Source organism: Micromonospora sp. NPDC049903, from assembly GCF_044460945.1.
GTDB lineage: Bacteria > Actinomycetota > Actinomycetes > Mycobacteriales > Micromonosporaceae > Micromonospora.
Genome location: NZ_JBITKL010000011.1, coordinates 160,144 through 182,863 on the forward strand (window position 1 = coordinate 160,144; position 22,720 = coordinate 182,863).

General features: G+C 71.8%; 23 protein-coding genes. 17 read left to right on the forward strand and 6 right to left on the reverse strand.

All coding sequences use genetic code 11. The annotated features are described in order from the left end of the window. Positions 1-13: 13 nt before the first annotated feature. A complete protein-coding gene (locus ACIBO1_RS18990) occupies positions 14-388 on the reverse strand; it encodes a cupin domain-containing protein (RefSeq protein ID WP_396748156.1) in 375 nt (124 codons plus the stop codon). 79 nt (positions 389-467) lie between these two features. On the opposite strand from ACIBO1_RS18990, the gene ACIBO1_RS18995 reads away from it, so the two are divergent. Beyond that, positions 468-941, forward strand: coding sequence for a MarR family winged helix-turn-helix transcriptional regulator (locus tag ACIBO1_RS18995; protein ID WP_396748158.1), 474 nt, complete (start codon positions 468-470; stop codon positions 939-941). Positions 942-1,059: 118 nt separating this feature from the next. Further along, complete coding sequence (locus ACIBO1_RS19000) at positions 1,060-1,695, forward strand: TetR family transcriptional regulator (RefSeq protein WP_396748159.1); 636 nt, start codon at positions 1,060-1,062, stop codon at positions 1,693-1,695. A 46-nt stretch (positions 1,696-1,741) separates the two neighbouring features. Here ACIBO1_RS19000 and ACIBO1_RS19005 read toward each other — a convergent pair whose 3' ends face one another. Next, entirely contained in the window at positions 1,742-2,893 is a 1,152-nt protein-coding gene (locus ACIBO1_RS19005) for an acyl-CoA dehydrogenase family protein (protein WP_396748161.1), read from the reverse strand. Between the two features lie 89 nt (positions 2,894-2,982). On the opposite strand from ACIBO1_RS19005, the gene ACIBO1_RS19010 reads away from it, so the two are divergent. Then, positions 2,983-3,459, forward strand: a complete 477-nt coding sequence (locus ACIBO1_RS19010; RefSeq protein WP_396748163.1) for a MaoC family dehydratase — start codon at positions 2,983-2,985, stop codon at positions 3,457-3,459. A 52-nt stretch (positions 3,460-3,511) separates the two neighbouring features. On the opposite strand, the gene ACIBO1_RS19015 is transcribed toward ACIBO1_RS19010, so the two are convergent. Genes ACIBO1_RS19015 through ACIBO1_RS19025 form a run of 3 tightly spaced genes read right to left on the reverse strand, consistent with a single transcriptional unit; the run spans position 3,512 to position 5,576 of the window. After that, positions 3,512-4,027, reverse strand: coding sequence for a flavin reductase family protein (locus ACIBO1_RS19015; protein WP_396748165.1), 516 nt, complete (start codon positions 4,025-4,027; stop codon positions 3,512-3,514). Beyond that, a complete protein-coding gene (locus tag ACIBO1_RS19020) occupies positions 4,024-4,842 on the reverse strand; it encodes a VOC family protein (RefSeq protein ID WP_396748167.1) in 819 nt (272 codons plus the stop codon). Before ACIBO1_RS19020 ends, ACIBO1_RS19015 begins: the two co-directional genes overlap by 4 nt. Next, positions 4,839-5,576, reverse strand: coding sequence for an enoyl-CoA hydratase/isomerase family protein (locus ACIBO1_RS19025; protein WP_396748169.1), 738 nt, complete (start codon positions 5,574-5,576; stop codon positions 4,839-4,841). Before ACIBO1_RS19025 ends, ACIBO1_RS19020 begins: the two co-directional genes overlap by 4 nt. Before the next feature lie 190 nt (positions 5,577-5,766). Here ACIBO1_RS19025 and ACIBO1_RS19030 point away from each other — a divergent pair, with 190 nt between their 5' ends. Genes ACIBO1_RS19030 through ACIBO1_RS19080 form a run of 11 tightly spaced genes read left to right on the forward strand, consistent with a single transcriptional unit; the run spans position 5,767 to position 17,826 of the window. Continuing rightward, positions 5,767-7,293, forward strand: a complete 1,527-nt coding sequence (locus tag ACIBO1_RS19030; RefSeq protein ID WP_396748171.1) for an ABC transporter substrate-binding protein — start codon at positions 5,767-5,769, stop codon at positions 7,291-7,293. Positions 7,294-7,295: 2 nt separating this feature from the next. After that, positions 7,296-8,138 (forward strand): ATP-binding cassette domain-containing protein, encoded by an 843-nt coding sequence (locus tag ACIBO1_RS19035; RefSeq protein ID WP_350697099.1) that lies wholly within the window; start codon positions 7,296-7,298, stop codon positions 8,136-8,138. Next, on the forward strand, positions 8,135-9,058 hold the full coding sequence (locus ACIBO1_RS19040; RefSeq protein WP_396748173.1) for an ABC transporter permease: 924 nt from the start codon (positions 8,135-8,137) through the stop codon (positions 9,056-9,058). Before ACIBO1_RS19035 ends, ACIBO1_RS19040 begins: the two co-directional genes overlap by 4 nt. Before the next feature lie 5 nt (positions 9,059-9,063). Further along, positions 9,064-9,951, forward strand: coding sequence for an ABC transporter permease (locus tag ACIBO1_RS19045; protein WP_396748175.1), 888 nt, complete (start codon positions 9,064-9,066; stop codon positions 9,949-9,951). Continuing rightward, positions 9,948-10,739: an ABC transporter ATP-binding protein gene (locus ACIBO1_RS19050; protein ID WP_396748177.1), complete on the forward strand. Its 792-nt coding sequence runs from the start codon at positions 9,948-9,950 to the stop codon at positions 10,737-10,739. The genes ACIBO1_RS19045 and ACIBO1_RS19050 overlap by 4 nt, the downstream gene beginning before the upstream one ends. Further along, entirely contained in the window at positions 10,730-12,160 is a 1,431-nt protein-coding gene (locus tag ACIBO1_RS19055) for a zinc ribbon domain-containing protein (protein WP_396748179.1), read from the forward strand. The genes ACIBO1_RS19050 and ACIBO1_RS19055 overlap by 10 nt, the downstream gene beginning before the upstream one ends. Continuing rightward, a complete protein-coding gene (locus ACIBO1_RS19060; protein ID WP_396748181.1) occupies positions 12,150-13,334 on the forward strand; it encodes an acetyl-CoA acetyltransferase in 1,185 nt (394 codons plus the stop codon). The genes ACIBO1_RS19055 and ACIBO1_RS19060 overlap by 11 nt, the downstream gene beginning before the upstream one ends. Further along, positions 13,331-14,254, forward strand: a complete 924-nt coding sequence (locus ACIBO1_RS19065; protein ID WP_396748183.1) for an SDR family NAD(P)-dependent oxidoreductase — start codon at positions 13,331-13,333, stop codon at positions 14,252-14,254. The genes ACIBO1_RS19060 and ACIBO1_RS19065 overlap by 4 nt, the downstream gene beginning before the upstream one ends. Before the next feature lies 1 nt (position 14,255). Then, positions 14,256-14,750: a VOC family protein gene (locus ACIBO1_RS19070; protein ID WP_396748185.1), complete on the forward strand. Its 495-nt coding sequence runs from the start codon at positions 14,256-14,258 to the stop codon at positions 14,748-14,750. Continuing rightward, positions 14,750-16,273, forward strand: coding sequence for a class I adenylate-forming enzyme family protein (locus ACIBO1_RS19075; protein ID WP_396748187.1), 1,524 nt, complete (start codon positions 14,750-14,752; stop codon positions 16,271-16,273). Before ACIBO1_RS19070 ends, ACIBO1_RS19075 begins: the two co-directional genes overlap by 1 nt. Further along, positions 16,270-17,826 (forward strand): class I adenylate-forming enzyme family protein, encoded by a 1,557-nt coding sequence (locus tag ACIBO1_RS19080; protein WP_396748189.1) that lies wholly within the window; start codon positions 16,270-16,272, stop codon positions 17,824-17,826. The genes ACIBO1_RS19075 and ACIBO1_RS19080 overlap by 4 nt, the downstream gene beginning before the upstream one ends. Before the next feature lie 3 nt (positions 17,827-17,829). Here ACIBO1_RS19080 and ACIBO1_RS19085 read toward each other — a convergent pair whose 3' ends face one another. Further along, the gene (locus ACIBO1_RS19085) at positions 17,830-18,813 is read right to left on the reverse strand and encodes an MBL fold metallo-hydrolase (protein ID WP_396748191.1); all 984 of its coding nucleotides are present in this window, start codon (positions 18,811-18,813) and stop codon (positions 17,830-17,832) included. Positions 18,814-18,883: 70 nt separating this feature from the next. Here ACIBO1_RS19085 and ACIBO1_RS19090 point away from each other — a divergent pair, with 70 nt between their 5' ends. From ACIBO1_RS19090 to ACIBO1_RS19100, 3 genes are read left to right on the forward strand one after another with little or no spacing between them, the layout of a single operon-like run. Continuing rightward, the gene (locus ACIBO1_RS19090; RefSeq protein ID WP_396748193.1) at positions 18,884-20,431 is read left to right on the forward strand and encodes an AMP-binding protein; all 1,548 of its coding nucleotides are present in this window, start codon (positions 18,884-18,886) and stop codon (positions 20,429-20,431) included. A 30-nt stretch (positions 20,432-20,461) separates the two neighbouring features. Beyond that, entirely contained in the window at positions 20,462-21,613 is a 1,152-nt protein-coding gene (locus tag ACIBO1_RS19095; RefSeq protein WP_396748194.1) for an acyl-CoA dehydrogenase family protein, read from the forward strand. Positions 21,614-21,626: 13 nt separating this feature from the next. Further along, on the forward strand, positions 21,627-22,655 hold the full coding sequence (locus tag ACIBO1_RS19100; protein WP_396748196.1) for an acyl-CoA dehydrogenase family protein: 1,029 nt from the start codon (positions 21,627-21,629) through the stop codon (positions 22,653-22,655). Positions 22,656-22,720: the final 65 nt, after the last annotated feature.

A 22,720-nucleotide genomic window follows, 5' to 3' on the forward strand; every position in this document is an offset into this window, starting at 1 on the left:
GCTCCGGGGTGGGTCACTGCGCCCAGGGCAGCGGCACCTTGTCGTCGCTGTCCGGCAGCATGGCCTTGCCGCCCACCTTCATGGCGACCAGCGCCTGGGCCGGGCCACCGACGGTCTTGAGCTGACGCATGACACCGCCCGGAAGGACGAGCGCCTGGCCGGCCTTGACGAGCTTGGTCTCGTCGCCCACGGTGACCTCGAAGGTGCCGGAGATCGGCATCCACACCTGCTCGGCGTCGATGCCGTGCACCGGCGTGGCCGCGTCCTCGCCGACCTCGACCCGCCAGGTGCTCACCTCCGCGCTGCCCTGGCTCGGGCCGGCGAGGCCGAACATCCGGCCGGCGGGGGTGGTGGTCGTACGGGCTTCCGTCTCACTGACGACGTTCATCGGCGGCCTCCGAGTAAATTAGCTTTACTTGAGTAGCGTCAGTAAAGTCCTGCCTGCGGTCTGTGTCAAGCTTCTTTGCATGGCTGACCCCGACCCGCTCGAGCGAACTCCGCTGACCTTCCTGTTGGGCATGGCGTTCCAACTCGTCCTCACCGAGTTCGTCACCACGCTCGACGCGATCGGCTACGACGACCTTCGTCCCATCCACGGATTCGTCTTCCAGTTGTTGCAGGGGTCGGGTGCCACGAGCACGGAGCTGGCCGGGCAACTCGGTGTGACCAAGCAGGCGGCCGGGCAGATCGTCGACTACCTCGAAGGTGCCGGTTACGTCGAGCGCCGCCCGTACCCGCTCGGTGGTCGTCGCAAGCTCGTCGTCCTCACCGACAAGGGCCGCGAGCACATGCGTACCGCGGGGCGCACCCTGACCGAGATCGAGTCCCGGCTGGCCGTCAGCCTGGACGATGAGGGGCTGACCGCGTTGCGTCAGGAACTCGCCCGGGTGATCCGCAGCATCGCCGGTGACGACCTCCCGCCGCTGCGGCCCGTCTGGTAGCCGTCGGCGGCCGATTCGTAGTCACCCGGATGAATCGCCGGGCGCGTGCCCCCACAACCTTCCGACCGGGCGGTAGGATGACGGGACATTGACGGGGTACCGAAGGCGGAGGCCACAGATGGCTCGTGCGACGTCCAGCCGGCCGGCGACGACCCGACGTCGGCAGCGTTGGCCCGACGGCTACGACCCGGAGAACACCCGTCGATCCCTGATCACGAGCGCCCTCGAACTCTTCGAGCGCCGGGGCTTCGACCGCACGTCGGTGCAGGAGATCGCCGACCAGGCGCGGCTCACCAAGGGCGCCTTCTATCACCACTTCGAGAGCAAGGACGACCTGCTGCGGCACATCCAGGAGGAGTACCTGGAGGCGCAGCTCGCCGCGATCGAGCGGATCGAGAGCGGCAGCGACGACCCGAAGGTGCGGGTCGCGGAGCTGATCCGGCTCAGCCTGACCAGCGTGGCCGAGTACCGCGCCCACGTCACCATCTTCTATCAGGAGCGGCGCTACCTCACCGGTGACCTGTTCGCCGAGGTGACCCGCAAGCGCGACCGGTTGGAGTCGGCGTTCGCCGGCATGATCCAGGACGGCGTCGCACGCGGTGTGTTCCGGGCCGACGTCGACTCCCGGATCGTCACCTTCGGGCTCGTCGGGATGTGCGCCTGGGCCTACCAGTGGCTCAACGTCGGCGGCAAGCTCAGTGTCGACGACGTGGCGCGCCAGTTCAGCGCCATGGTGCTGGAGGGGCTGGTCTGAGTCGGCCCGGCCCGGAGCCGCCGAGCGGCTACCGGGCCGTCACGATTCAGCCGTTGAGCAGTTGGCGGGCCATCACGATGCGCTGGACCTGGTTGGTGCCCTCGTAGATCTGGGTGATCTTGGCGTCGCGCATCATCCGCTCGACCGGGTAGTCCCGGGTGTAGCCGTACCCGCCGAGCAACTGCACCGCGTCGGTGGTGATCTCCATGGCGGCGTCCGAGGCGAAGCACTTCGCCGCCGCACCGAAGTACGTCAGGTCGGCGTCACCGCGCTCGGACCTGCCGGCCGCGGCGTACGTGAGCTGCCGGGCCGCCTCCAGCTTCATGCCCATGTCGGCGAGCATGAACTGCACACCCTGGAACTCGGCGATGGCCTTGCCGAACTGCTTGCGCTCGGCCACGTACCCCTTGGCGTAGTCCAGCGCGCCCTGCGCGATGCCGAGCGCCTGCGCCGCGATGGTGACCCGGGTGTGGTCCAACGTCTTCATCGCGGTGGCGAAGCCGGTGCCCGGCGCGCCGATGATGCGGTCGGCGGGGATGCGGACGTTGTCCAGGTAGACCTCGCGGGTCGGCGATCCCTTGATGCCCAGTTTCTTCTCCGGCGCACCGAAGCTGACCCCGGGGTCGGAGCGTTCCACCAGGAACGCGGAGATGCCCCGCGAGCGGGCGTCCGGGTCGGTCACCGCGAAGACGGTGTAGTACTCGCTCAGGCCGGCGTTGGTGATCCAGCGCTTCACGCCGTTGAGGACCCAGGTGTCGTCGTCGCGCTCGGCGCGGGTGCGCATCCCGGCCGCGTCGCTGCCGGCCTCCGGCTCGGACAGGCAGTACGAGAACATCGCCTCACCGGCGGCGACCGGGGGCAGGTAGCGGCGCTTGAGATCGTCGTCGGCGGCGAGCAGCAACGGCATGGTGCCGAGCTTGTTGCCGGCCGGGATCAGCGACGAGGTGGCGCAGGCCCGGGCGACCTCCTCGATCACGATCGCGGTGGCCAGCGCGTCGGCACCGGCGCCGCCGTACTCGACGGGGATGTGCGGGGCGTGGAAGTCGGCCGCGCGCAGGGCGTCGTAGGAGGCCTGCGGGAACTCGGCGTTCTCGTCGGCGGCGGCGGCGTGCGGGGCGACCCGGTGGTCGCAGACCGCCCGGACGGCCTCGCGAACGGCCTCGTGCTCCTCGGGCAGTTGGTACGCGGAAAACGCCACGGAGAACCTCCTCGTCCTGAACCCTGGCGGGAGCATACCATCCGGTCGGTATGCTTCATCTCCCGTCGTCCCACGAATGGAGCCGCCCGATGCGTACCGCCTCCCGCACCATCGCGCCCACCCCGGCCGACCTGCTCGACCTCGTCGGCCGGGAGCTGGGTGCCAGTGAGCCGCAGGTGGTCACCCAGGACGAGGTCGACCGCTTCGCCGACGTGACGAAGGACCACCAGTGGATCCACGTCGACGTGGAGCGGGCCCGCTCCGGTCCGTTCGGCACGACGATCGTGCACGGGTTCCTCACCCTGGCCCTCGTCCCGCGTCTGCTCGCGGACATCCTGGAGGTCAAGACGTTCTCGATGGGCGTCAACTACGGGCTGGACCGGGTCCGGTTCGTCAAGCCGCTGCCGCCGGGCGTGCCGATCCAGGGCACCGCGACGCTGCTCGCCGCCGAGCCGATCGCCGGGGTGCAGGGCGGCGTCCAGGCCAAGGCGTCGGTGGTGGTGGAGTTCGCCGAGGACTCCACCACCTGCTGCGTGGCGGAGATCCTCTTCCGCTACCTGCCGTGACGGCGGTGACCGCCGGGCAGACCGGCGGTCACGTCCCCGGCGTCTCGGCGGGTCACTGCCCCGGCGTGCTCGACGGTGCGACGAACCGTCCCCGGTAGAACGACAGCGCCGGGACGCTCGTCGGCTTCAGGTGTACGTGGTCCACGTCGAGCAGGATGATCACGTGGTCGCCGCTGGTGATCGCCGTGTCGCGACGCCCGGCCAGGACCGCCGGCGTGCCCGGCAGGAGCGGTACCCCGTCCGGCCCGGGCACCCAGGACACGCCGTCGAGCTTGTCCGCCCCGGACAGCCCGGAGGTGGCGAACCGGCGGGCCACGTCCTCCTGGTCCTGGCTGAGGATGTGGATCGCGATCCGGGCCGAGTCCATCAGCACCGGGAAGCTCGACGAGGAGCTGGTGACGCAGAACAGCACCTTGGGAGGCCGCAGCGAGACCGAGGTGAAGGAGTTCACGGTCAGTGCGGCGACGGTGCCGTCACCGGTCACCGCGGTCACCGCCGTGACGCCGGTGGGGAAGTGTCCGCACACCTGGCGGAACTCGGCGGAGTCGAACAGGGGCTCGGCCGTCATCGGGTCACCGCCGGGTCGGAGGAGGGATGGTGTGGGCGTAGTCCGCCTTCGAGCTGGATCAGGCAGAGGGTGTGTCCGCCGGGATCCTTCACCAGGTGCAGGCGTCCGTGCGGGCTGTCGACCGGGCCCACGGTGGGCGTGCCGCCCAGCCCGACGACCTGGCGCAGCGCCTCGTCCAGGGAGGCGACCGCGAAGTAGGTGATCCACTTCGACGGGATCAGGTTCGGCCAGTCGTTGTCGAGGGCGAGCACGCCGGCGACCGGCACGTCGTCGAGCATCAGCAGGCTGTACGGGCGGGCGGTGGGGGAGTCGCCGTGCCGTTGGGTGGTGTAGCCGAACAGCGACCGGTAGTAGGCCACCGCGCGGTCCGGCTCCCCGGTGTCCAGCTCGTTCCAGCAGAGCGCGCCGACCGAGTTCAGCATCTGCACACCGGCCCGGGACTCGCCCTGATAGAGGCCGAACGCGGCGCCGAACGGGTCGATGACGGCGGCACCGGTCCCGGCGGCGGGCAGGTAGCGCGGCGGGGTCACCAACTCGCCGCCGAGCTCGACCGCCTGCGCTGCGGACCGGTGGATGTCGTGGACCGCGAAGTAGGCGATCCAGCCCCGGGGCCGGCCGCCGTGCAGGGCGGTGGCGTCGGAGATGCCGGCCACGTCGCGGCCGTCCAGGCTGCACATCCGGTACGTGGTGGTGCCCAGCCGCTCGGTCCGCACGGTCCAGCCGAACAGCGTGCGGTAGAACTCCTCGGCCTGCTCCGGGTGCGGGGTGCACAGCTCCACCCAGACGGCCTCGCCGGGCCGGAACGGTTGACTCATCCGGATGCCTCCCGGGTGCTCAGCCCCGCCACGATGGTGCCGGCGGAGATCTCGTAGGCCCGGTCTGGTCTGCCGGTCTCCAGGCTCGACTCGACGACCTGGACGACCGCGCGCACCGTCCGGGCCGGCACGGTGCGCAGCGCGTCGACGAGGGCGTCCACCGCACGGTCGACGTCGTCGTCGGGTACCACCTGCGCGACCAGGCCCCAGGTGAGCAGGTCCCGGGCGGTGGCCGTCGCGGCGCCGGTCAGCAGGTGGTAGGCGTGCGGCCGGGGCACGGACCGGGCGATGGTGTGGCCGACTCCGGCGGGGGCGAAGCCGAACCGGGCCTCCGGGAGGGAGAGCCGGACGCCCTCGCCGGCGACCGGCAGGTGGATCGCGCTGAGCAGGCCGGCACCGAATCCGACGACCTGCCCCCGGACGGCGGCGACCACGGGCACAGGGAGTCGCCGGACGCGGTGCAGGGCGGCGTCGCTGTCCCGCAGGCCGTCCGCGACCGTCGCGGCGGTCGCGTCGCGGAGTCGTCCGAACGCCGAGGTGTCCCAGCCGCCGCAGAAGTGCCGGCCGGCCATGTCGAGGTGGATGACGGCGCACGCCTCGTCGGCCGCCGCGGTCTCCAGGGTGTCCACGAGATCGCGGAGCGTCGTGTCGTCGAGACAGTTGCCCCGGGCGCTGTTGTCGAACCGCACCCGGGCGACGTGGCCGTCGCGGTCGTGGGTGAGTGTGGGAGTCACCCTCGGCATAATACGTACCGGTCGGTATGAAGGCAATGTCCGGGCCTGACCTGCCCATGTGACGTGATTGTCATGAACGAGATACCGGCTCGACCCGTTGACTTGATACCGGCTGGTCGGTACTTTGTGGCGAACGTCACCGCCGCGTCACGCGGGGGTACGACGGGTCCATCCCCTGTGAAGGACAGCCATGATGATCATGAAATCCTCGCACTCACGGCGCACAGTGGCGCTCGCTACGGCACTGACGCTCGCCGGCATCGGCCTGACCGCCTGCGGCGACTCCGACTCGTCGGACTCCGGCGCGTCGGACTCGACGCCCATCCGGGCGCTGCTCGCGGCCCAACCGGCCACCCTCGATCCCATCGTCGGCGCACGGTCCGGTCAGATCGTCTGGGCCACCATGCTCGAGACGCTGATCGGCACCGACGACAACCTCGGCCCGGCCGACACCAGCCTGCTCACCAGCTGGACCCGCACCGACGCGACCACCTGGACCTTCACCGTCCGGCCCGACGTCAGCTTCAGCAACGGCGAGAAGGCCGACGCGGCGGCGGTCGCGAACACCATCACCCTCACCCGGGACAGCGAGGCGTCACAGCTGAAGTCCTACTTCGGCAACGTCACCTCGATCGAGGCCCCGGACGCCGGCACGGTCGTGCTGAAGACCAAGGCCCCGCAGTACAACATCCCGGACCTGCTCACCACGGTCTACCTCGTGCCCCCGAAGTACTACGAGGAGAAGGGCTCGGACGGCTTCGCCGCCGCCCCGGTCGGCACCGGCCCGTACGTGTGGGCGGGCGGCAACGCCGGGCGTGACATGTCGGTGACGCCCAACCCCGAGTACTGGGGAACGGCGCCCAGCAACCAGGGCATCACCTTCACCTGGGCCAACGAGGCCGCCCAGCGGCTCGCCCTGATCCAGAGCAAGAGCGTCGACATCGCCTTCGACCTCCCGCCGGCCCAGGCGTCCGCCGCCAAGGCGGCCAACGTCGAGGTGGTCAGCACCGAGACCGCCATGAAGATCATCGCCTTCCTGGACTCGACCAAGGCCCCGTTCGACAAGCCCGAGCTGCGGGAGGCGGCGGCGCTGTCCATCGACCGCGACGCGATCGTGCGCGGCATCTTCGACGGCCAGGCGGTCGCCGACGCCGGACTGCTCAACGTCCGGCCCGGCGAGCAGCCGGCGCAGAGCGTCACCCCGAACCTGGACCGGGCCAAGCAACTGGTCGGCTCCGGCGGCCCGACCGTGCAGATCACCTACCCGGCCGCGCAGTACACCAACATCGAGGAGGTCGCGCAGGCCGTGGGCGGCAGCCTGGAGCAGGCCGGCTTCAAGGTCAACTACGAACCGCTCGACTACGGCACGCTCGTCAAGCGCGTCATCGGCCGCCAGGTGCCCGGCATCGCGATCTTCGCCGGGGTGCCGAACGTGGCCGTGCCGGACTTCTTCGCCAGCGGCTTCATGAAGACCCAGTCGATCACCGGCAACTGCCCCGACCCGCGCTTCGACGAGATGGCCCAGGACGCGCTGGAGCAGGACGACGCCGACCAGGCGGCCCCGATCTACGAGCAGCTCAACACCATGGGCGTCGTGGAGAAGCACTGCTACGTGCCGCTGTACCGGCAGGTGTTCAACTACGCGACCGCTCCCGGCGTCACCGGCGTCGAGTTCGGTCCCCTGAACACCGTGGACTTCACGAAGACGACCCGCTGACGATGTCGGAGGCAGTGGAGACGGGGATGCCGGGCGACACCCGGCATCCCCGCACCCCGGAGGCGGACGTGCCCGTACTGGCGGTCGACGACCTGGTCGTCGAGCACCGCAACCGCAGTACGGGGGAGGTGTTCCGCGCGGTGGACCAGGTGTCGTTGCGCATCGCGGCCGGAGAGAGCGTCGCCGTCGTCGGCGAGTCCGGCTCCGGCAAGACGACGCTGGCGATGGCCGCGACCGGGCTCGGGCCACGCGGCTCGGGCGACATCCGGCTGCTCGGCCACTCGCTCGCCTCGATCGGGCGCGGGCAGCTGCGCCGGCTGCGCCCCGAGGTGCAGGTGGTCTTCCAGGACCCGCACGGCTCCCTCGACCCCCGCCAGTCCGTCCGCTCCGGGCTGCGGGAACTGCGTACCCTGCAACCCCGCCGCACGTCCTGGATCACCGACGCCGACCTGCTCGGCCGGGTCCGGCTCGCGCCGGAGATCCTCGACCGGTTCCCGCACCAGCTCTCCGGCGGCCAGGCCCAGCGGGTCTGCATCGCCCGCGCGCTGCTGATGCGTCCCCGGCTCATCGTCGCCGACGAACCGACCTCCGGGCTCGACGTCTCCGTCCAGGCCGACGTGCTGGCCCTGCTCCGGGAGATCCGGACGACCACCGGTGCCGCGCTGCTGATGATCAGCCACGACCTGGCCGTGGTCCGCGCCGTCTGCGACACCGTGCACGTCATGTTCCGTGGTCAGGTGGTCGAGGCGGGACCCTGCGAGACGGTCTTCGTGACACCGCGACACGACTACACGCGCGAACTGCTCGCCGCGATGCCCGGCGCGCGATGGAGGAACCGCCGATGAAGGCCAGCACCGTACGCCGGATCGGCGTCCGCCTCGCGTCGCTGTTCGCGTCGCTGCTCATCGCGCTCAGCCTGGCGTTCGCCCTCGGTCGGCTCTCCGGCGACCCGACCACGATGATCCTCGGGCCGATGGCGCCGCCCGAGCAACGCGAGGCGCTGCGCGCCGAACTCGGGCTCGACCAACCGCTCGTGGTGCAGTACCTCAACTACCTCAAGGGCGTCTTCACCGGCGACCTCGGGCAGTCGCTGCAGTTCTACCAGGCCAACACCGCCATGATCGCCGATCGGCTGCCGTACACCCTGCAACTGGTCGCCGCCGGCATGGCCCTCGCCATGCTCGTCGGCATCCCGCTGGGCGTGCTCGCGGCCACCCGGGAAGGCACCTGGTGGGACCGGGCCGCCTCCACGCTGGCCCTGCTCGGCCAGTCCGTGCCGGTCTTCTGGTTCGGCATGATGCTGGTGGTGCTCTTCGCGGTGAACCTCGGCTGGCTACCCGCCGGGCAGTCCGGCAGCCTCCGGCACCTGGTGCTGCCCGCCCTCACCATGTCGGTCTACCCGATGGCACACATCGCCCGGCTGACCCGGGCCTCGATGAGCGAGGCGCTGGCCGAGCCGTACGTCGATGCCGCGCGGGCCCGGGGCATCGCCGGGCACCGGGTGGTCTGGCGGCACGCGTTCAAGAACGCCATGATGCCGATCCTGACCATCGTCGTCCTGCAGACCGGCATCCTGCTCTCCGGCGCGGTCGCCGTCGAGTACGTCTACTCCTGGCCCGGCCTCGGGCAACTCGCGTTGCAGGCCATCCAGTTCCGTGACTTCCCGCTGGTGCAGGCGATCGTGGTGTTCGGCGCCCTGGTCTTCGTCCTGCTCAACCTGCTCGTCGACGTCCTCCACTCGATCGTCGACCCGAGGGTGAGGTGAGTGCCGTGAGCCAACTCGAACTCGACCCGGTCACCGCGCCGGTGCCGCCGGCACGCACCGCCCGACGCGCGCGTACCTCGGTGTTCTGGCTGTCCCTGCCGCTGGCCGTGGTCGCCGTCCTGGTGTTCGTCCTGCCGCTGACCGGGCTGCTGCCCGAACGCGGGCAGAACCTGGACGCGACCCGCCAGCCGCCCGGCTTCCTCGACGGCGGGAGCTGGGCACACCCGCTCGGCACCGACAAGCTCGGCCAGGACCTGCTGACCCAGTTCGTCTCCGCCGGCCAGCTCACCATCATGATCGGCCTGGTCGGCGCGCTGGTCGCCATCGGCCCCGGCACGCTGCTGGGCGTGCTGGCCGGCTACTTCCGGGGCTGGGTCGACCGGGTCATCTCGATCCTCATCGACGCCCAGCTCGCCCTGCCGTTCATCCTGGTGGCCCTCGCGATCATCTCGAATCGGGGCAGCTCGCTGCCGGTGCTGTTCCTGGTGCTGGCGCTCACCGGCTGGGCGGTCTGCGCCCGGGTCACCCGATCGGCCACCCTGGCCGTACGGGAACGCCAGTTCGTGATCGGGCTGCGCGCCGCCGGTGCCTCGGAGGCCCGGATCGTCTTCCGGCACGTCCTGCCCAACCTCGCCGGGACCGTCGTCGCGCTCGCCACGCTCCAGGTCGGCACCGCGATCCTGATCGAGAGCGCGTTGAGCTTCCTCGGCCTGGGGGTCGGACCCGCGCGGGCGAGCTGGGGCTCGATGCTCGCCTCCGGTCAGGACGAGCTGAGCCAGGCCTGGTGGCTCGCGTTCTTCCCCGGCCTCGCCATCACCCTGCTGGTGTTGCTGGTCAACCTGCTCGGCGACGCGCTGCTCACCCACCACGACCCACGGAAGAGGCGCCGATGACCGACCTGCTGACCATCAGCGGTCTCTCCGTCACCGCCCGGCTCGCCACCGACGACCTGCGGCTGCTCGACGCCGTCGACCTCGAGGTCCGGGGCGGCCAGATCGTCGGTGTGGTCGGTGAGTCCGGCAGCGGCAAGACCACCCTGGCCCGCTGCGTCGTCGGGCTGCTGGAACGCAACGTCCGGGTCGAGCAGGGCTCCGTCACGCTCGCCGGTGACGTGGTGGTGGCCCCCGGGGTGGACCGCACCGGACGGGTCCGGGGCAGCGCCGTGGGCATGGTGTTCCAGGACGCGTCGCGCTCGCTGAACCCGCTGATGAAGGTCCGTGTCCACCTCGCCGAGGTGCTGCGTCGACACGTTCCCGGCATCACCCGGGCCGAGATCGAACGCCGCTCGGTGCAGGTGCTGGAACAGATGCGGATCACCGACCCCACCCGGGTGCTGGACAGCTATCCCCACCAGCTCTCCGGCGGGTTGAAGCAGCGCGTCGCCATCGGCCTCGCCGTGGTCACCCGCCCCTCGCTGGTGATCGCCGACGAGTGCACCACCGCCCTCGACGTCACCACCCAGACCAAGGTCGTCGAGCTGTTCCGCACCCTGGTCGACGAACTCGGCATCGGCCTGCTGTTCGTCACCCACGACCTGATGCTCGCCAGCGACCTGTGCGACCGCATCGCGGTGATGAGCGGGGGACGGGTCGTCGAGCAGGGAGACGCCGAACGCGTACTGGACCGGCCGGAGCAGGACTACACACGGCGACTGCTCGCCGCCATCCCCTCGTGGAGCTGAAGGAGAACCCGGCACCCATGCACGAGCAGCACGGCATCGACGCGTACGCGGCATACGTTCCGGCGTACGCGCTCGACGACAACAGGATCGACGCGACCGGGCCGCCCCGCACCGGCGGGCCGGTACGCGGCGTCGCCGCCTTCGACGAGGACAGCATCACCATGGCCGTCGAGGCGCTGCGGCACATCGCCGCCGGCGCCCCGACCGACCGGCACCTGCTGCTGGCCACCACCAGCGCGCCCTACCAGGGGAAGACCTCCGCCACCGTGGTGCACGAGGCGGTCGGCCTGGACCCCGGGATCAGCGCGGTGGACCTGCACGGGCACCGGTCCGGCGCGGTCGCGCTCGACACGGTCCTGCGGACCGGCGCGGTGGCCGCCCTCGCCGACGTACGGACCACCCGCCCGGGCGCGCCCGACGAACTGGCCCAGGGCGACGCCGCCGCCGCGTACGTCGGCGGCGGCACCCGCGCCGCCGTCCTGCTCGCCCGCGCCGGCCGCACCGTGGAGCTGCTGGAACGGTGGCGGCTGCCGGGGGAGCGCCACGACCGGGTCTGGGACGAGCGGTTCACCGCGGAGATCCTCGCCGAGGCGGGACTCGACGTGGCCCGACGGGCCCTGGCCGAGGCGGGCCGCGACGGCGTCGACCACGTGGTCGTGTCGTCGTCCAACGCCCGGTGCGCGGCGGTGCTGCGGCGCGCGCTCGGCGGCGCGGGTCAGGACGCGGCGGTCGAGCGGCTCACCGGCTTCACCGGCGCCGCCCACCCGGGCCTGCTGCTCGCCGCGACCCTGGACGAGGCGGAACCCGGCCAGCACATCCTGCTGCTGTCGGTCACCGAGGGCGCCGACGCGTTCGTCCTGCGGGTGGGCGACCAGGTCCGCGCGGCGCGCGGCGGGCAGTCCGTCCGGGCCCAGCTCGACGCGCGGCACCGCCTCGGCTACGGCCGCTACCTGCGCTGGCGGGGACTGCTGGACGTGCAGGGCCCGGCCCGGCCGGCGGCACCGGCACCGGCGGCCCCGCCGATGCACCGCCGCGCCGGCTGGAAGTACCGGTTGGAGGGCAGCCGCTGCACCGCCTGCGACACGGTCACCACACCGCCCAGCCGCGTCTGCGCCCGCTGCGGCGTCGTCGCCGCCTCGGCGGAGCCCACCACCACGGTCTCCCTGCGCGACCGCACCGCCCAGGTCGTCTCGTCGACCCGCGACCACCTGACGACCATGCCGGAACCGGAGGTGGCGATCGTCGTGGCCGACGTGGCCGGCGGTGGTCGGCTCAGCGCGTACGCGACCGACGTCGACCCTGCCGACGTGGTCGTCGGGATGTCGATGACGCCCACCTTCCGGCGACTGTGGACCACCGACGCGATCCACAACTACTTCTGGAAACTCCGCCCGAGGAAGGACACCCTCGATGGCCAGTAGGCGATTGGCCCACGACGTCGCGATCGTCGCGATGGGCTGCACCCCGTTCCGGGACCACTGGCACTCCTCCGCCGACGACCTGCTGGTCGACGCGGTCCGCGAGTGCGTGGCGTCCCAGCCCCGCCTGACCCTCGACGACGTCGACGCGTTCTGGGTCGGCACCCAGGGCTCCGGCATGTCCGGGCAGACGCTGGCCCGCCCGTTGCGGCTGGTCGGCAAGCCCGTCACCCGAGTGGAGAACTACTGCGCCACCGGCTCGGAGGCGTTGCGCAACGCCGCGTTCGCGGTGGCCTCCGGCGCGTACGACATGGTGATGGCGACCGGTGTGGAGAAGCTGAAGGACTCGTCGTACTCCGGCCTGTCGGCGGTCTTCCCACCGGCCGACGGCACCGACGTGGACTGGACCGCGCCGGCCGGGTTCTCCCTGCTCGCGCCCGCCTACCAGCGCGCGTACGGGGTCGACGCCCGGGACATGCGCAGCGCCCTGACGAAGGTCGCGACGAAGAACCACGCCAACGGCGCGTTGAACGAGCGCGCCCAGTTCCGCAAGGCGGTCTCCGCCGAGGCCGTGGAGCGTTCGCCCCGGATCGCCGGGGACCTCGGCGTGCTGGACTGCTCCGGCGTCTCCGACGGCGCGGCGGCGGCCGTGCTGGTGCGCGCCGAGGACGCCTACCGGTACACCGACAAGCCGATCTTCCTGCGCGGGATGGGGTTCGTCGCCGGCTCCGGTGCCGGGCTGGCCGCCGACGGCTACGACTTCACCACCTTCCCCGAGGTGGTCGAGGCGGCGCGGCAGGCGTACGAGCAGGCGGGGATCACCGACCCGGCAACCGAGATCTCGCTGGCCGAGGTGCACGACTGTTTCACGCCCACGGAGGTGGTGTTGATGGAGGACCTGGGATTCTCGGCGCGGGGCAAGGGCTGGCGGGACATCCTCGACGGCCGGTACGACCTCGGCGGCGCGCTGCCGGTCAACACCGACGGCGGGCTGAAGTCGTTCGGCCACCCGATCGGCGCCACCGGGCTGCGGATGGTCTTCGAGTGCTTCACCCAACTACGCGGTGAGGCCGGTGCGCGGCAGGTGCCCGACGCCCGGGTGGCGGTCGCCCAGAACCTCGGCGGCCAGCCGGGTTCCTGCGTGGCGTTCGTCGCGGTCCTGGGGAGCGAGCGATGAGCCGGGTCAGCCTGGACGGCCGGGTGGTCATCGTCACCGGCGCGGGCAACGGCATCGGTCGGGCGCACGCCCACACGCTCGCCGCACGCGGCGCCCGGGTGGTCGTCAACGACCTCGGCGGCGCGGTCGACGGCTCGGGCTCCTCCGGTGCCGCGCAGGCGGTCGTCGACGAGATCCAGGCGGCCGGTGGCACCGCCGTCGCGTCCACCGACTCGGTGGCCACCGCGGCCGGCGGCGCCGACCTGGTCGGCCGCGCCATCGACGCGTACGGGCGGGTGGACGCCGTCATCCACAACGCCGGCATCCTGCGTGACCGGACCCTGGCCAAGATGGCCGAGGAGGACGTCAGCGCCGTCCTGGACGTGCACCTGGCCGGCGCGTTCCATGTGCTGCGGTCCGCCTGGCCGCACCTGATCGGGCAGGGCTACGGCCGGATCGTGCTGACCAGCTCGTCGTCCGGGCTGTTCGGCAACTTCGGGCAGGCCAACTACGGCGCGGCCAAGGCGGGTCTGATCGGCCTGATGAACGTCCTCGCGTTGGAGGGCGCCCGCCGGGGCGTCCTGGTCAACGCCATCGCCCCCACCGCCGCGACCCGGATGACCGAGAACCTGCTCGGCGACCTGACCGACCGGTTCGACCCGCAGCACGTCGCGGCGGTGGCCACCTTCCTCGCCTCCGAACAGTGCCAGCTCAACCGGCACATCCTCACCGTCGGCGGCGGCCGGGTCGGGCGGATCTTCCTGGGCGTCACGCCCGGCTGGTACGGCGGCGTCGCACCGGCCTCGCCCGACGACATCCTCGACTCGATCGACGACATCTGCCGGCTGGACGACTTCATCGTGCCGGACAGCGGCGCCGACGAGGTCGCCCTGATCCAGCAGGCCCTGTCCGGCCCGTCGGACCGTACGGAAGGCGAGTGACATGCCGGTCAGCGAAGTGCACCACGTGGCGGTGACGGTCTCCGACGTCGACCGGGCCGCCGACTTCTACGAGCAGGCGCTCGGTTACCGCCGGACGCTGCGTACCGACGTCGGCGGGCCGGGCATCGAGGTGTCGCTGGGGCTGCCCGCCGGCACCACCGGTCGGGTGCAGTACCTCCAGGGGCCGAGCCAGATCGGTCAGCTCGAACTCATCGAGTGGAACGGCACCCCGACCCGGACCGCGACCGGCGGGCACCTGGAACTGGGCCCCTTCCTGCTCAGCTTCGCGGTGCCGGTGGACGAGATGGAGGAGCTGCACGCCCGGCTCGTCGCGCTCGGCGCCGAGTGTCTGACCCCGCCGAACCGGGTGCTGCTGGAGAACTACGGGTACATCACCGCGTTCGCGGCCCGCGACCTCGACGGCAACCTGTTGGAGTTCGTGTCGCTGCCGTCGCGGGAGGAGATCCTCGCCCGGCGGCGGGAGGCGGACGGCTGATGGCCGGCAGCAACTTCTCGCTGACGCTGCGCCGGCAGGCCCTGCGCCGGGCCGACCGGGAGGCCCTGGTCGACGGCGCGGCCCGCTGGACGTACGCCGAACTGGACGCCGACGTCGACCGGCACGCGGCGGCGTTGCTCGCGGCCGGGCTGCGCCCCGGTGAACTGGTCGGCGTGCTGGGGCGCAACACCGCCACGTACGTCCTCGAACTGCTCGCGTTGAGCCGGATCGGCGCGGTCTCAGTGCCGCTGAACTGGCGGCTGCACCCGAACGAGCAGGCGTACGTCATCGACCAGGCCGGCATCACCGCGCTGCTCTACGACGACGACTTCGCCGACGACGCGGGTCGGCTGCTGGCCGGTACCGGCCTGCGGACCGCCGTGGCCAACGGCGACCGGGTGGTCGGCGACGCCCGTCGGCTGGCCGCGCTGTTGGCCGGGCAACCGGCGGGCGTCCGGGTCCCGGACGCGGCCAAGGAGCCCGGCGACGTGCACCGCCTGCTCTACACCTCGGGCACCACGGCCCGCCCCAAGGGCGTCATCCACACCTACGGCAACCTGACCGCCAACCACCTCGCCCAACTGCTCGAACTGGAACTCACCCCGCAGGACCGGATCCTGGTCTCCGCGCCGCTGTTCCACGTCAGCGGTCTGGAGGCACCCGGCCTGGCCACCTTCGTGGCGGGCGCGACGATGGTGTTGACGCCGACGTTCAAGGCGGCCGACATCGCCCGCGTCGCCGCCGAGGAACGCGTCACCGGCATGGTCCTCGCCGCCCAGATCCTCTTCGGCATGCTCGACCTTCCCGAGCCGCCGGACCTGCGGTCCCTGCGCTACCTGCTGTTCGCCGGGGTGGCGCCGAGCGTGCGGCAGGAGGTGAAACGGCGTCTGCCGCACGTGCGGCTGGTCGACACGTTCGGCATGACCGAGCTGTGCAACGGCGCCTGCTACCTCGACGCCGCCCACGAGCAGAGCAAGCTCGGCGCGCTCGGCGCACCGTTTCCGGGCGTCCGGATCGAGATCGTCGACGAGCGGTTCCAGCCGGTGCCCCCGGGGGTGGAGGGGGAGATCGTGGTCCGGGGCGAGAAGGTCTCGCCCGGCTACTGGAACGACGACGAGGCCAACCGGCGGACCCGCCGCGACGGCTGGTTCCTCACCGGCGACGTGGGCCGGATCGACGCCGACGGCTACCTGTGGTTCGTCGACCGGCGCGCCGATCTGATCAAGTCCGGTGGGGAGAACATCGCCAGCGCCGAGATCGAGCGGGTCTTGGCGCAGCATCCGGACGTCGCCGAGGTCGCCGTCATCGGCGTACCGGACCCGACGTGGGACGAGGTGCCGAAGGCGTTCGTCATCCTGCGCGACGGCGCCATCGTCTCCGGCGAGGACCTGCGCGAGCACTGCCGGGCCGAGCTGGCCCGGTACAAGGTCCCCAAGTACGTGGACGTCGTCACCACGCTGCCGCGCAACGACTCCGGCAAGGTGCTCAAGAAGGGGCTGCGCGAGATCGAGGCGGCCCGGTGAGCACCGCCAACCTGGCCGCCATGCTGGGCCGCAACGCGCGGCGCTTCGGCGACGACGACGCGCTGGTCTTCGAGGGGCGACGGTGGACCCACCGGCAGCTCGACCAGGACGTCAACGCCCTCGCGGCCGGTCTCGCCGCCGAGGGGCTGGGCCGGGACGACCGGATCGGGATCGTGGCGAACAACGTGCCCGAGTTCCTCATCCTGTCGCTGGCGGCGGCGAAGCTCGGCGCGGTCTTCGTGCCGCTGAACTACCGGCTGACCCCCGGCGAGATCGAACGGCTGCTCGGGCACGCCAACGTGTGCGCGGTCGCGACCGTCCCCGAGTTCGCCGGGCTGACCGACCTGGCCACCGCCCGCCTGCCGGAGGTGCGCCGGTTCGCGCTGGAACCGATCGGCGACGGCTGGACCGACCTGCGGGTGTTGATCGAGGCCCACCGTGGTGCCCGGGTGCCCGACGCCGACCTCGATCCGGACGCCCTGCAACGGATCGTCTACACCTCCGGCACCACCAGCCTGCCCAAGGGCGTGCTGCTCACCCACGGCAACGTGAACATGAACATGCACGCCCAGATCGTCGAACTCGGGCTGCGGGCGGGCGACCGGATCCTCAACTTCGCGCCGCTCTACCACGTCGGCGGCACCGACCTGCCCGGGTACGGCATCTGGCACGTCGGCGGCTGCATGGTCCTCCAGCGACGTTTCGCCCCGGCGGCCGTGTTGGAGGCGATCGGCACCGAGCGGATCACCGGGATGGTGATGGCCGCGACGATGCTCGACATGCTCCGGCGCGAGAGCGAGAACGCGGCGGACGCCGACCTGTCCTCGGTGCGGTGGGTGATCTACTCCCAGGTGAGCGCGGCCCTGTACGCGGTGGCGCGCACCCTGTTCCCGAACGCGCGGCTGATCGAGGGGTACGGGCTCACCGAGACGTGCAGCGGGTTGACCTATCTGGACGCCGCCCACGCGCAGAGCAAGCAGGGCTCGGTCGGCATCCCCGCGCCGTGGGTCCAGGTGCGGGTGGTCGACGCGAACGGCGACGACGTGCCGGTGGGGGAGAACGGCGAGGTGATCGCGCGCGGGCCGAAGGTGAGCCCCGGCTATCTCGACGACCCGGAGGCGACCCGCGCCGCCTTCCGCGACGGCTGGTTCCACACCGGCGACGTCGGCTGCTTCGACGCCGACGGCTACCTCTACATCCGGGACCGCCTCAAGGACATGATCCGCAGCGGCGGGGAGAACATGTCCAGCGCCGAGATCGAGAACGTCCTGGCCGGCCATCCGCTGGTCCTGGCCGTCTCGGTGGTGGCGGCACCGCACCCGGTGTGGATGGAGGTGCCGGTGGCCTTCGTGGTGGGTCGTCCGGGGCTGGACGCCGAGGAGTTGATCGCGTACGCCCGGGAGCGGCTCGGCGGGTTCAAGGTGCCCAAGGAGATCTATCTGGTGACCGAGCTGCCCACCAACCCGTCCGGCAAGGTGCTCAAGCGCAGCCTGCGGGAGCTGCGGCCGACGTTGCGGCCGGACTGGACGTACGGCGACTCGCGGTCCGGCTGAGCGTCACCTGTCGGTGCCGGTCGCCGTCCGCAGCAGGGCGAGGGCGTGCACGAGGTGGAAGCGGCGGGTGCCCCGACCCAACTCGTCCCACGGCTTCTGCCAGGTCATCCGCCGGGCCAGCGTCCACGCGTCGTCGCCGACCACGGTCAGGTCCCGCACCGCGTCGACCTCGTCGCGGTGGTACGCGCTCAGCTCGTCGACCCGGGCGGCCACGTCCCGATACGGGAACTGGTGGGCCGGACAGGCCACCGCCGCGTCGAGCGCGCGGATGCGGGCCAGGCTGCGGAACAGGTCGGCGGCGGGGTCGTCCTCGGGGCGGCTGACGATCGCGAGCTGGGTGGGCCCCTCGGCCATCATGGTGTCGCCGGTGAAGACCAGACCCCGGGCGTCGAGATAGACGGTGTGGCCGTACGTGTGCCCCGGGGTGGGGACGGGGCGTACGGTCACGTCGCCGAAGCGGAACTCGGTCTCGTCGGTGACTGTCACGTCCGGCCGCAGGCTCTCGTGGTGCACGGCGACGTCGACGGCGTCGGCGTACATCGACTCGACCACGTCGACGGGGGCGCCGGTGAGGTCGAGCGCGGCGCGCAGTTGGGCGAGGAACGTGCCCCGGGTGCGGTGCATGGTGGCGAAGTCGTCGGGTCGGCCGATCACGATCCGGGCCCCGGCGACCGTCTGGAGCCGGGCGGCGAAGCCGACGTGGTCGGGGTGGTTGTGGGTGAGCAGGACGGTGCCGATCGCCTCGACCCGGTGCCCGAGGGACTCCACGGACTGCGCGAACGCACGCCAGCAGGCCGGGTGGTCGTAGCCGGCGTCGACGAGGACGAGCCCGTCGGCGGTCTCCAGGAGATAGACCGTGACGTAGCGCAGGGCGCTGCCGGGCAGGGGGACGGGCACGGCCCAGACACCGTCCACGACCTGGGCGGGTGCGGGCACCTCACGGGCGCGGTAGCTGGCGGCGTGGGCGTCGATCGCGGGTATGGACATCGTCGCTCGGCTCCCTTACGGTGGGACAACACAACATACCGGATGGTCGGAATTTAACTCAAGGAGTCCGATGAGCGAGGAGCGGACCGGCTTTCGGCTGTGGGCGACCGCAGCACCCGACCTGTGCGCGGTGGTCACCCCTGACGACCGCCGGATCTCCTACGGGGAACTGTTCGCCGAGGTGAACCGGATCTCGCACGGCCTGCGTACCCGGGCCGGGCTGGAGGTCGGCGACACCGTGGCCGCGGTCATGACCAACAGCGCCGGAATGATCGCGCTCTACCTCGCGGCGATGCAGTCCGGCCTGTACCTGGTCACGCTCAACTACCACCTCACCGAGCCGGAGATCGCGTACGTCCTGGCCGACAGCGGCGCCAAGGTGGTGGTCGGTTCGGCGCGCGTCGAGCAGGTCGTCGTCTCCGCCGCCGAGGCCGCACCCGGCATCCAGGTCTTCGTCGACGGCACCCCGCAGACCGACCGGGCCCGGCCGCTGTCGGCACTCACCGACGGGATGCCGGCGGTGAGTCCGGAGCAGGTCCCCGCAGGGTCGCTGATGATGTACACCTCGGGCACCACCGGCCGCCCCAAGGGCGTCAAGCGGCCGCTGAGCGGCATCGACGCCGACGCCGGGGCGCTGACCTACCGGTGGCTGTTCGCCGAGTTCGGCATGGAACGCCCCGCCTTCGCGTCCTGGCTGGTCTCCGCGCCGATGTACCACTCCGCCAACATCACCCCGGCGATGGGCGCGCTGCACGCCGGCGGCACCATGGTGCTGATGGACGGCTGGACGCCGGAGGGCTTCCTGCGGCGCGTCCAGGAGCAGCGGGTCACCGGCACCAGCATGGTGCCCACCCACTTCTATCGGCTGCTGCAACTGCCCGAGTCGGTACGCGACGACTACGACGTCTCCTCGCTGCGCTACGTACTGCACGGCGCGGCACCCTGCCCGCTGGAGGTCAAGCAGCGGATCATGGACTGGTTCGGGCCGGTGGTCTACGAGTACTACGGCTCCACCGAGGTCGGCACCACGATCGCCCGCCCGCACGAGTGGCTCGCGCACCCCGGCACGGTCGGCCGCCCGGCCTCCATCTCCACCCTGCGGATCCTCGACGAGCAGGGCGAGGAGGTGCCGGTGGGGCAGACCGGCATCGTCTACATGCGCCAGGGCGAGGACCGGGTCGAGTACCACAACGACCCCGGCAAGACCGAGGGCGCCCGCCGCGACGGCCTGATGACCGTGTGGGACGTCGGCCACGTCGACGCCGACGGGTTCCTCTACATCACCGGCCGGGCGTCGGAGCTGATCCTGGTCGGCGGCGTGAACGTCTACCCGGCCGAGATCGAGGCGGCGCTGCTGGCCCACGAGTGGGTCGCCGACGCCGGGGTGATCGGCGTACCGGACCCGGAGTTCGGCGAGGTGCCGCAGGCGCACGTCGTCCTGCGCGACGACGCACCCGAGGGTGACGCCGCCGTCGACGGGCTGCGCCGCTACCTCGCCGACCGGCTGGCCAAGCCGAAGCGCCCGGTCTCCTACCTGGTGCGCGACGCGCTGCCGCGCGATCCGAACGGCAAGCTCTACAAGGCCCGGCTGCGGCGTCCCCGTGAGGTGTCGGCGTGACCGGGCGCTACGACACGAGGGGAGGGACGGATGGACTTCGATGACAGCGCGTCCGACCTGGCGTTCCGGCGCGAGGTCGGCGCCTGGCTGGACGAGGCGCTGCGCGACGTCCCCGACCAGGAGGAGTTGTCGCAGGACGAGCGCGAGAACTGGTCGCGGGTGTGGCAGGACCGGCTCTGCGCCGGCAACTGGGCCGGGCTGTCGTGGCCGGTCGCGCACGGTGGCCGGGGACTGGACTCGCTGGCACAGGCCATCTTCAACGAGGAGGCCGCGGTACGCGGGGCGCCGTACCCGCTCAACGGGGTCGGCATGATGCTCGCCGGACCGACCGTCATCGCGCACGGCACCGACGAGCAGCAGGCCCGGCACCTGCCCGGCATCCTGCGCGGCGAGGAGTACTGGTGCCAGGGCTTCAGCGAGCCCGGCGCCGGGTCCGACCTGGCCGGTCTGCGTACCGCCGCGACGAAGGTGGACGGCGGGTGGCTGATCAACGGCGCCAAGATCTGGACGTCGAACGCGCACAACGCCTCCCGGTGCCTGCTGCTCGCCCGCACCGACGCCGACGCGCCCAAGCACCAGGGGATCACCTACTTCCTCGCCCCGATGGACGGGTTCACCGTCCGGCCACTCGTGATGATCAACGGGGACACCGAGTTCAACGAGATGTTCCTCGACGACGTCTTCGTCCCCGACGCCGACGTGCTCGGCGGGGTCGGCAACGGCTGGCGGGTGGCCCTGACCACGCTCGCCTTCGAGCGCGGCAGCATGGCGCTGAACCTGTGGGTGTGGGCCCGCCAGGCGGTGGACCGGGTCGTCGACCTCGGTATCGCGCGCGGGGTCGCCGACGACAGTGCCTTCGTCGACGCGGTCGGCGCGTTGCAGTGCGACGCCGAGGCGGTGCGGATCGGGTCGATGCGGATGCTCGGCGAGAGCCGCGCCGGGGGAGTGCCCGGACCGGAGACCTCGGCCCTCAAGAGTCTCTGGGCCGGGGTGGTGCAGCGCGCCAACCGTCTCGCCGTGCAACTCGACGACGCGGGCGGGGTGCTGGTCGACGGCGACGGCGCCGCCGCCCGGATGCGCCGCTACCTGCGCGCCCGTGCCCACACCATCGAGGGCGGCACGGAGGAGGTCCAGAAATCGATCCTGGCGGAGCGGGTGCTGAACCTGCCCCGCTCACGCTGAGCGGAGTCATCGCGTGCGGGCAACTTTCACCCAGGAACAGCAGGACATCGCCAAGACCGTCGGCGCGCTGGCCGACGCGGAACGGGCCACCGGCGGGCTGCCGACGCACTGGCAGGCCCCGGCCGGGGACGCGACGCTGTTGCGGGACTTCGGGCTCCTCGGGGTGCCGGAGCAGGTCGGCGGCATCGGGTCGAGCCTGATCGACCTGCTCGTCGCCGTCGAGGCGCTCGGCGAACGGCTCGTCGCGAGCCGGTTCCCGGCGCACGCCGCGGCGGTGCAACTGCTCTGCGGCAGCGGGCACGGCACGCCGCTGCCGGACGACGTGCTCGACGGCAGTCGGGTGCTGACCCCGGCGGTGGACGTCCCGGGGGACACCGCGCGGGCCGACCAGGTGTCGACCCGAACGCTGGTACGCACCCTGGTGCCGTACGCGGCGCAGGCCGACGCGGTGGTCGCGCTGGGTGCTGCCGAGGGCGTGTGGACCAGCCGCCCGGTCGAGGTGACCGCGCGCGAGTCGGTCGACCCGTCGGTGCCGCTGTCCGAGGTCACGCTGCCCGATCCGCAGGAGATCGTGCCGGCCGGTACCGGGGCGGCCCGCGCCACGCTGGTGGTCGCCGCCGAACTCTGCGGTGTCGCGCAGGGCGCCATCGAGCTGGCCGCCGAGCAGGCGCGTACCCGTCAGCAGTTCGGGCGGGTGATCGGCTCGTTCCAGGGCGTCGCCTTCCAGCTCGCCGAGGCGGCCACGGCCCGCAAGGCCGCCTGGGACCTGACCCTCTACGCCGCCTGGGCGGTCGACAACGGACGCCCGGACGCCGAGATCCAGGTGCACGCGGCCAAGGCGGCGGCCGGGACGGCGGCGGTCTTCGCCGCCGAGCGGTGCATCCAGGTGCACGGCGGCATGGGCATCACCATGGAGGCGGTGCCGCACCTGTTCCTGCGCCGGGCGTTGGTGCTCGACGCCCGATTCGGCCGCGGTTCCTGGCACCGCCGCCGTACTGGCGAGCTGCGGATCGCCGCCCGACGCTCGTCGCAACCCCACTGACCTGCGAAACCCTTGCAGGCCGGATACCTACGGCGGTAACATACCGGCTGGTCGGAATAAACGAG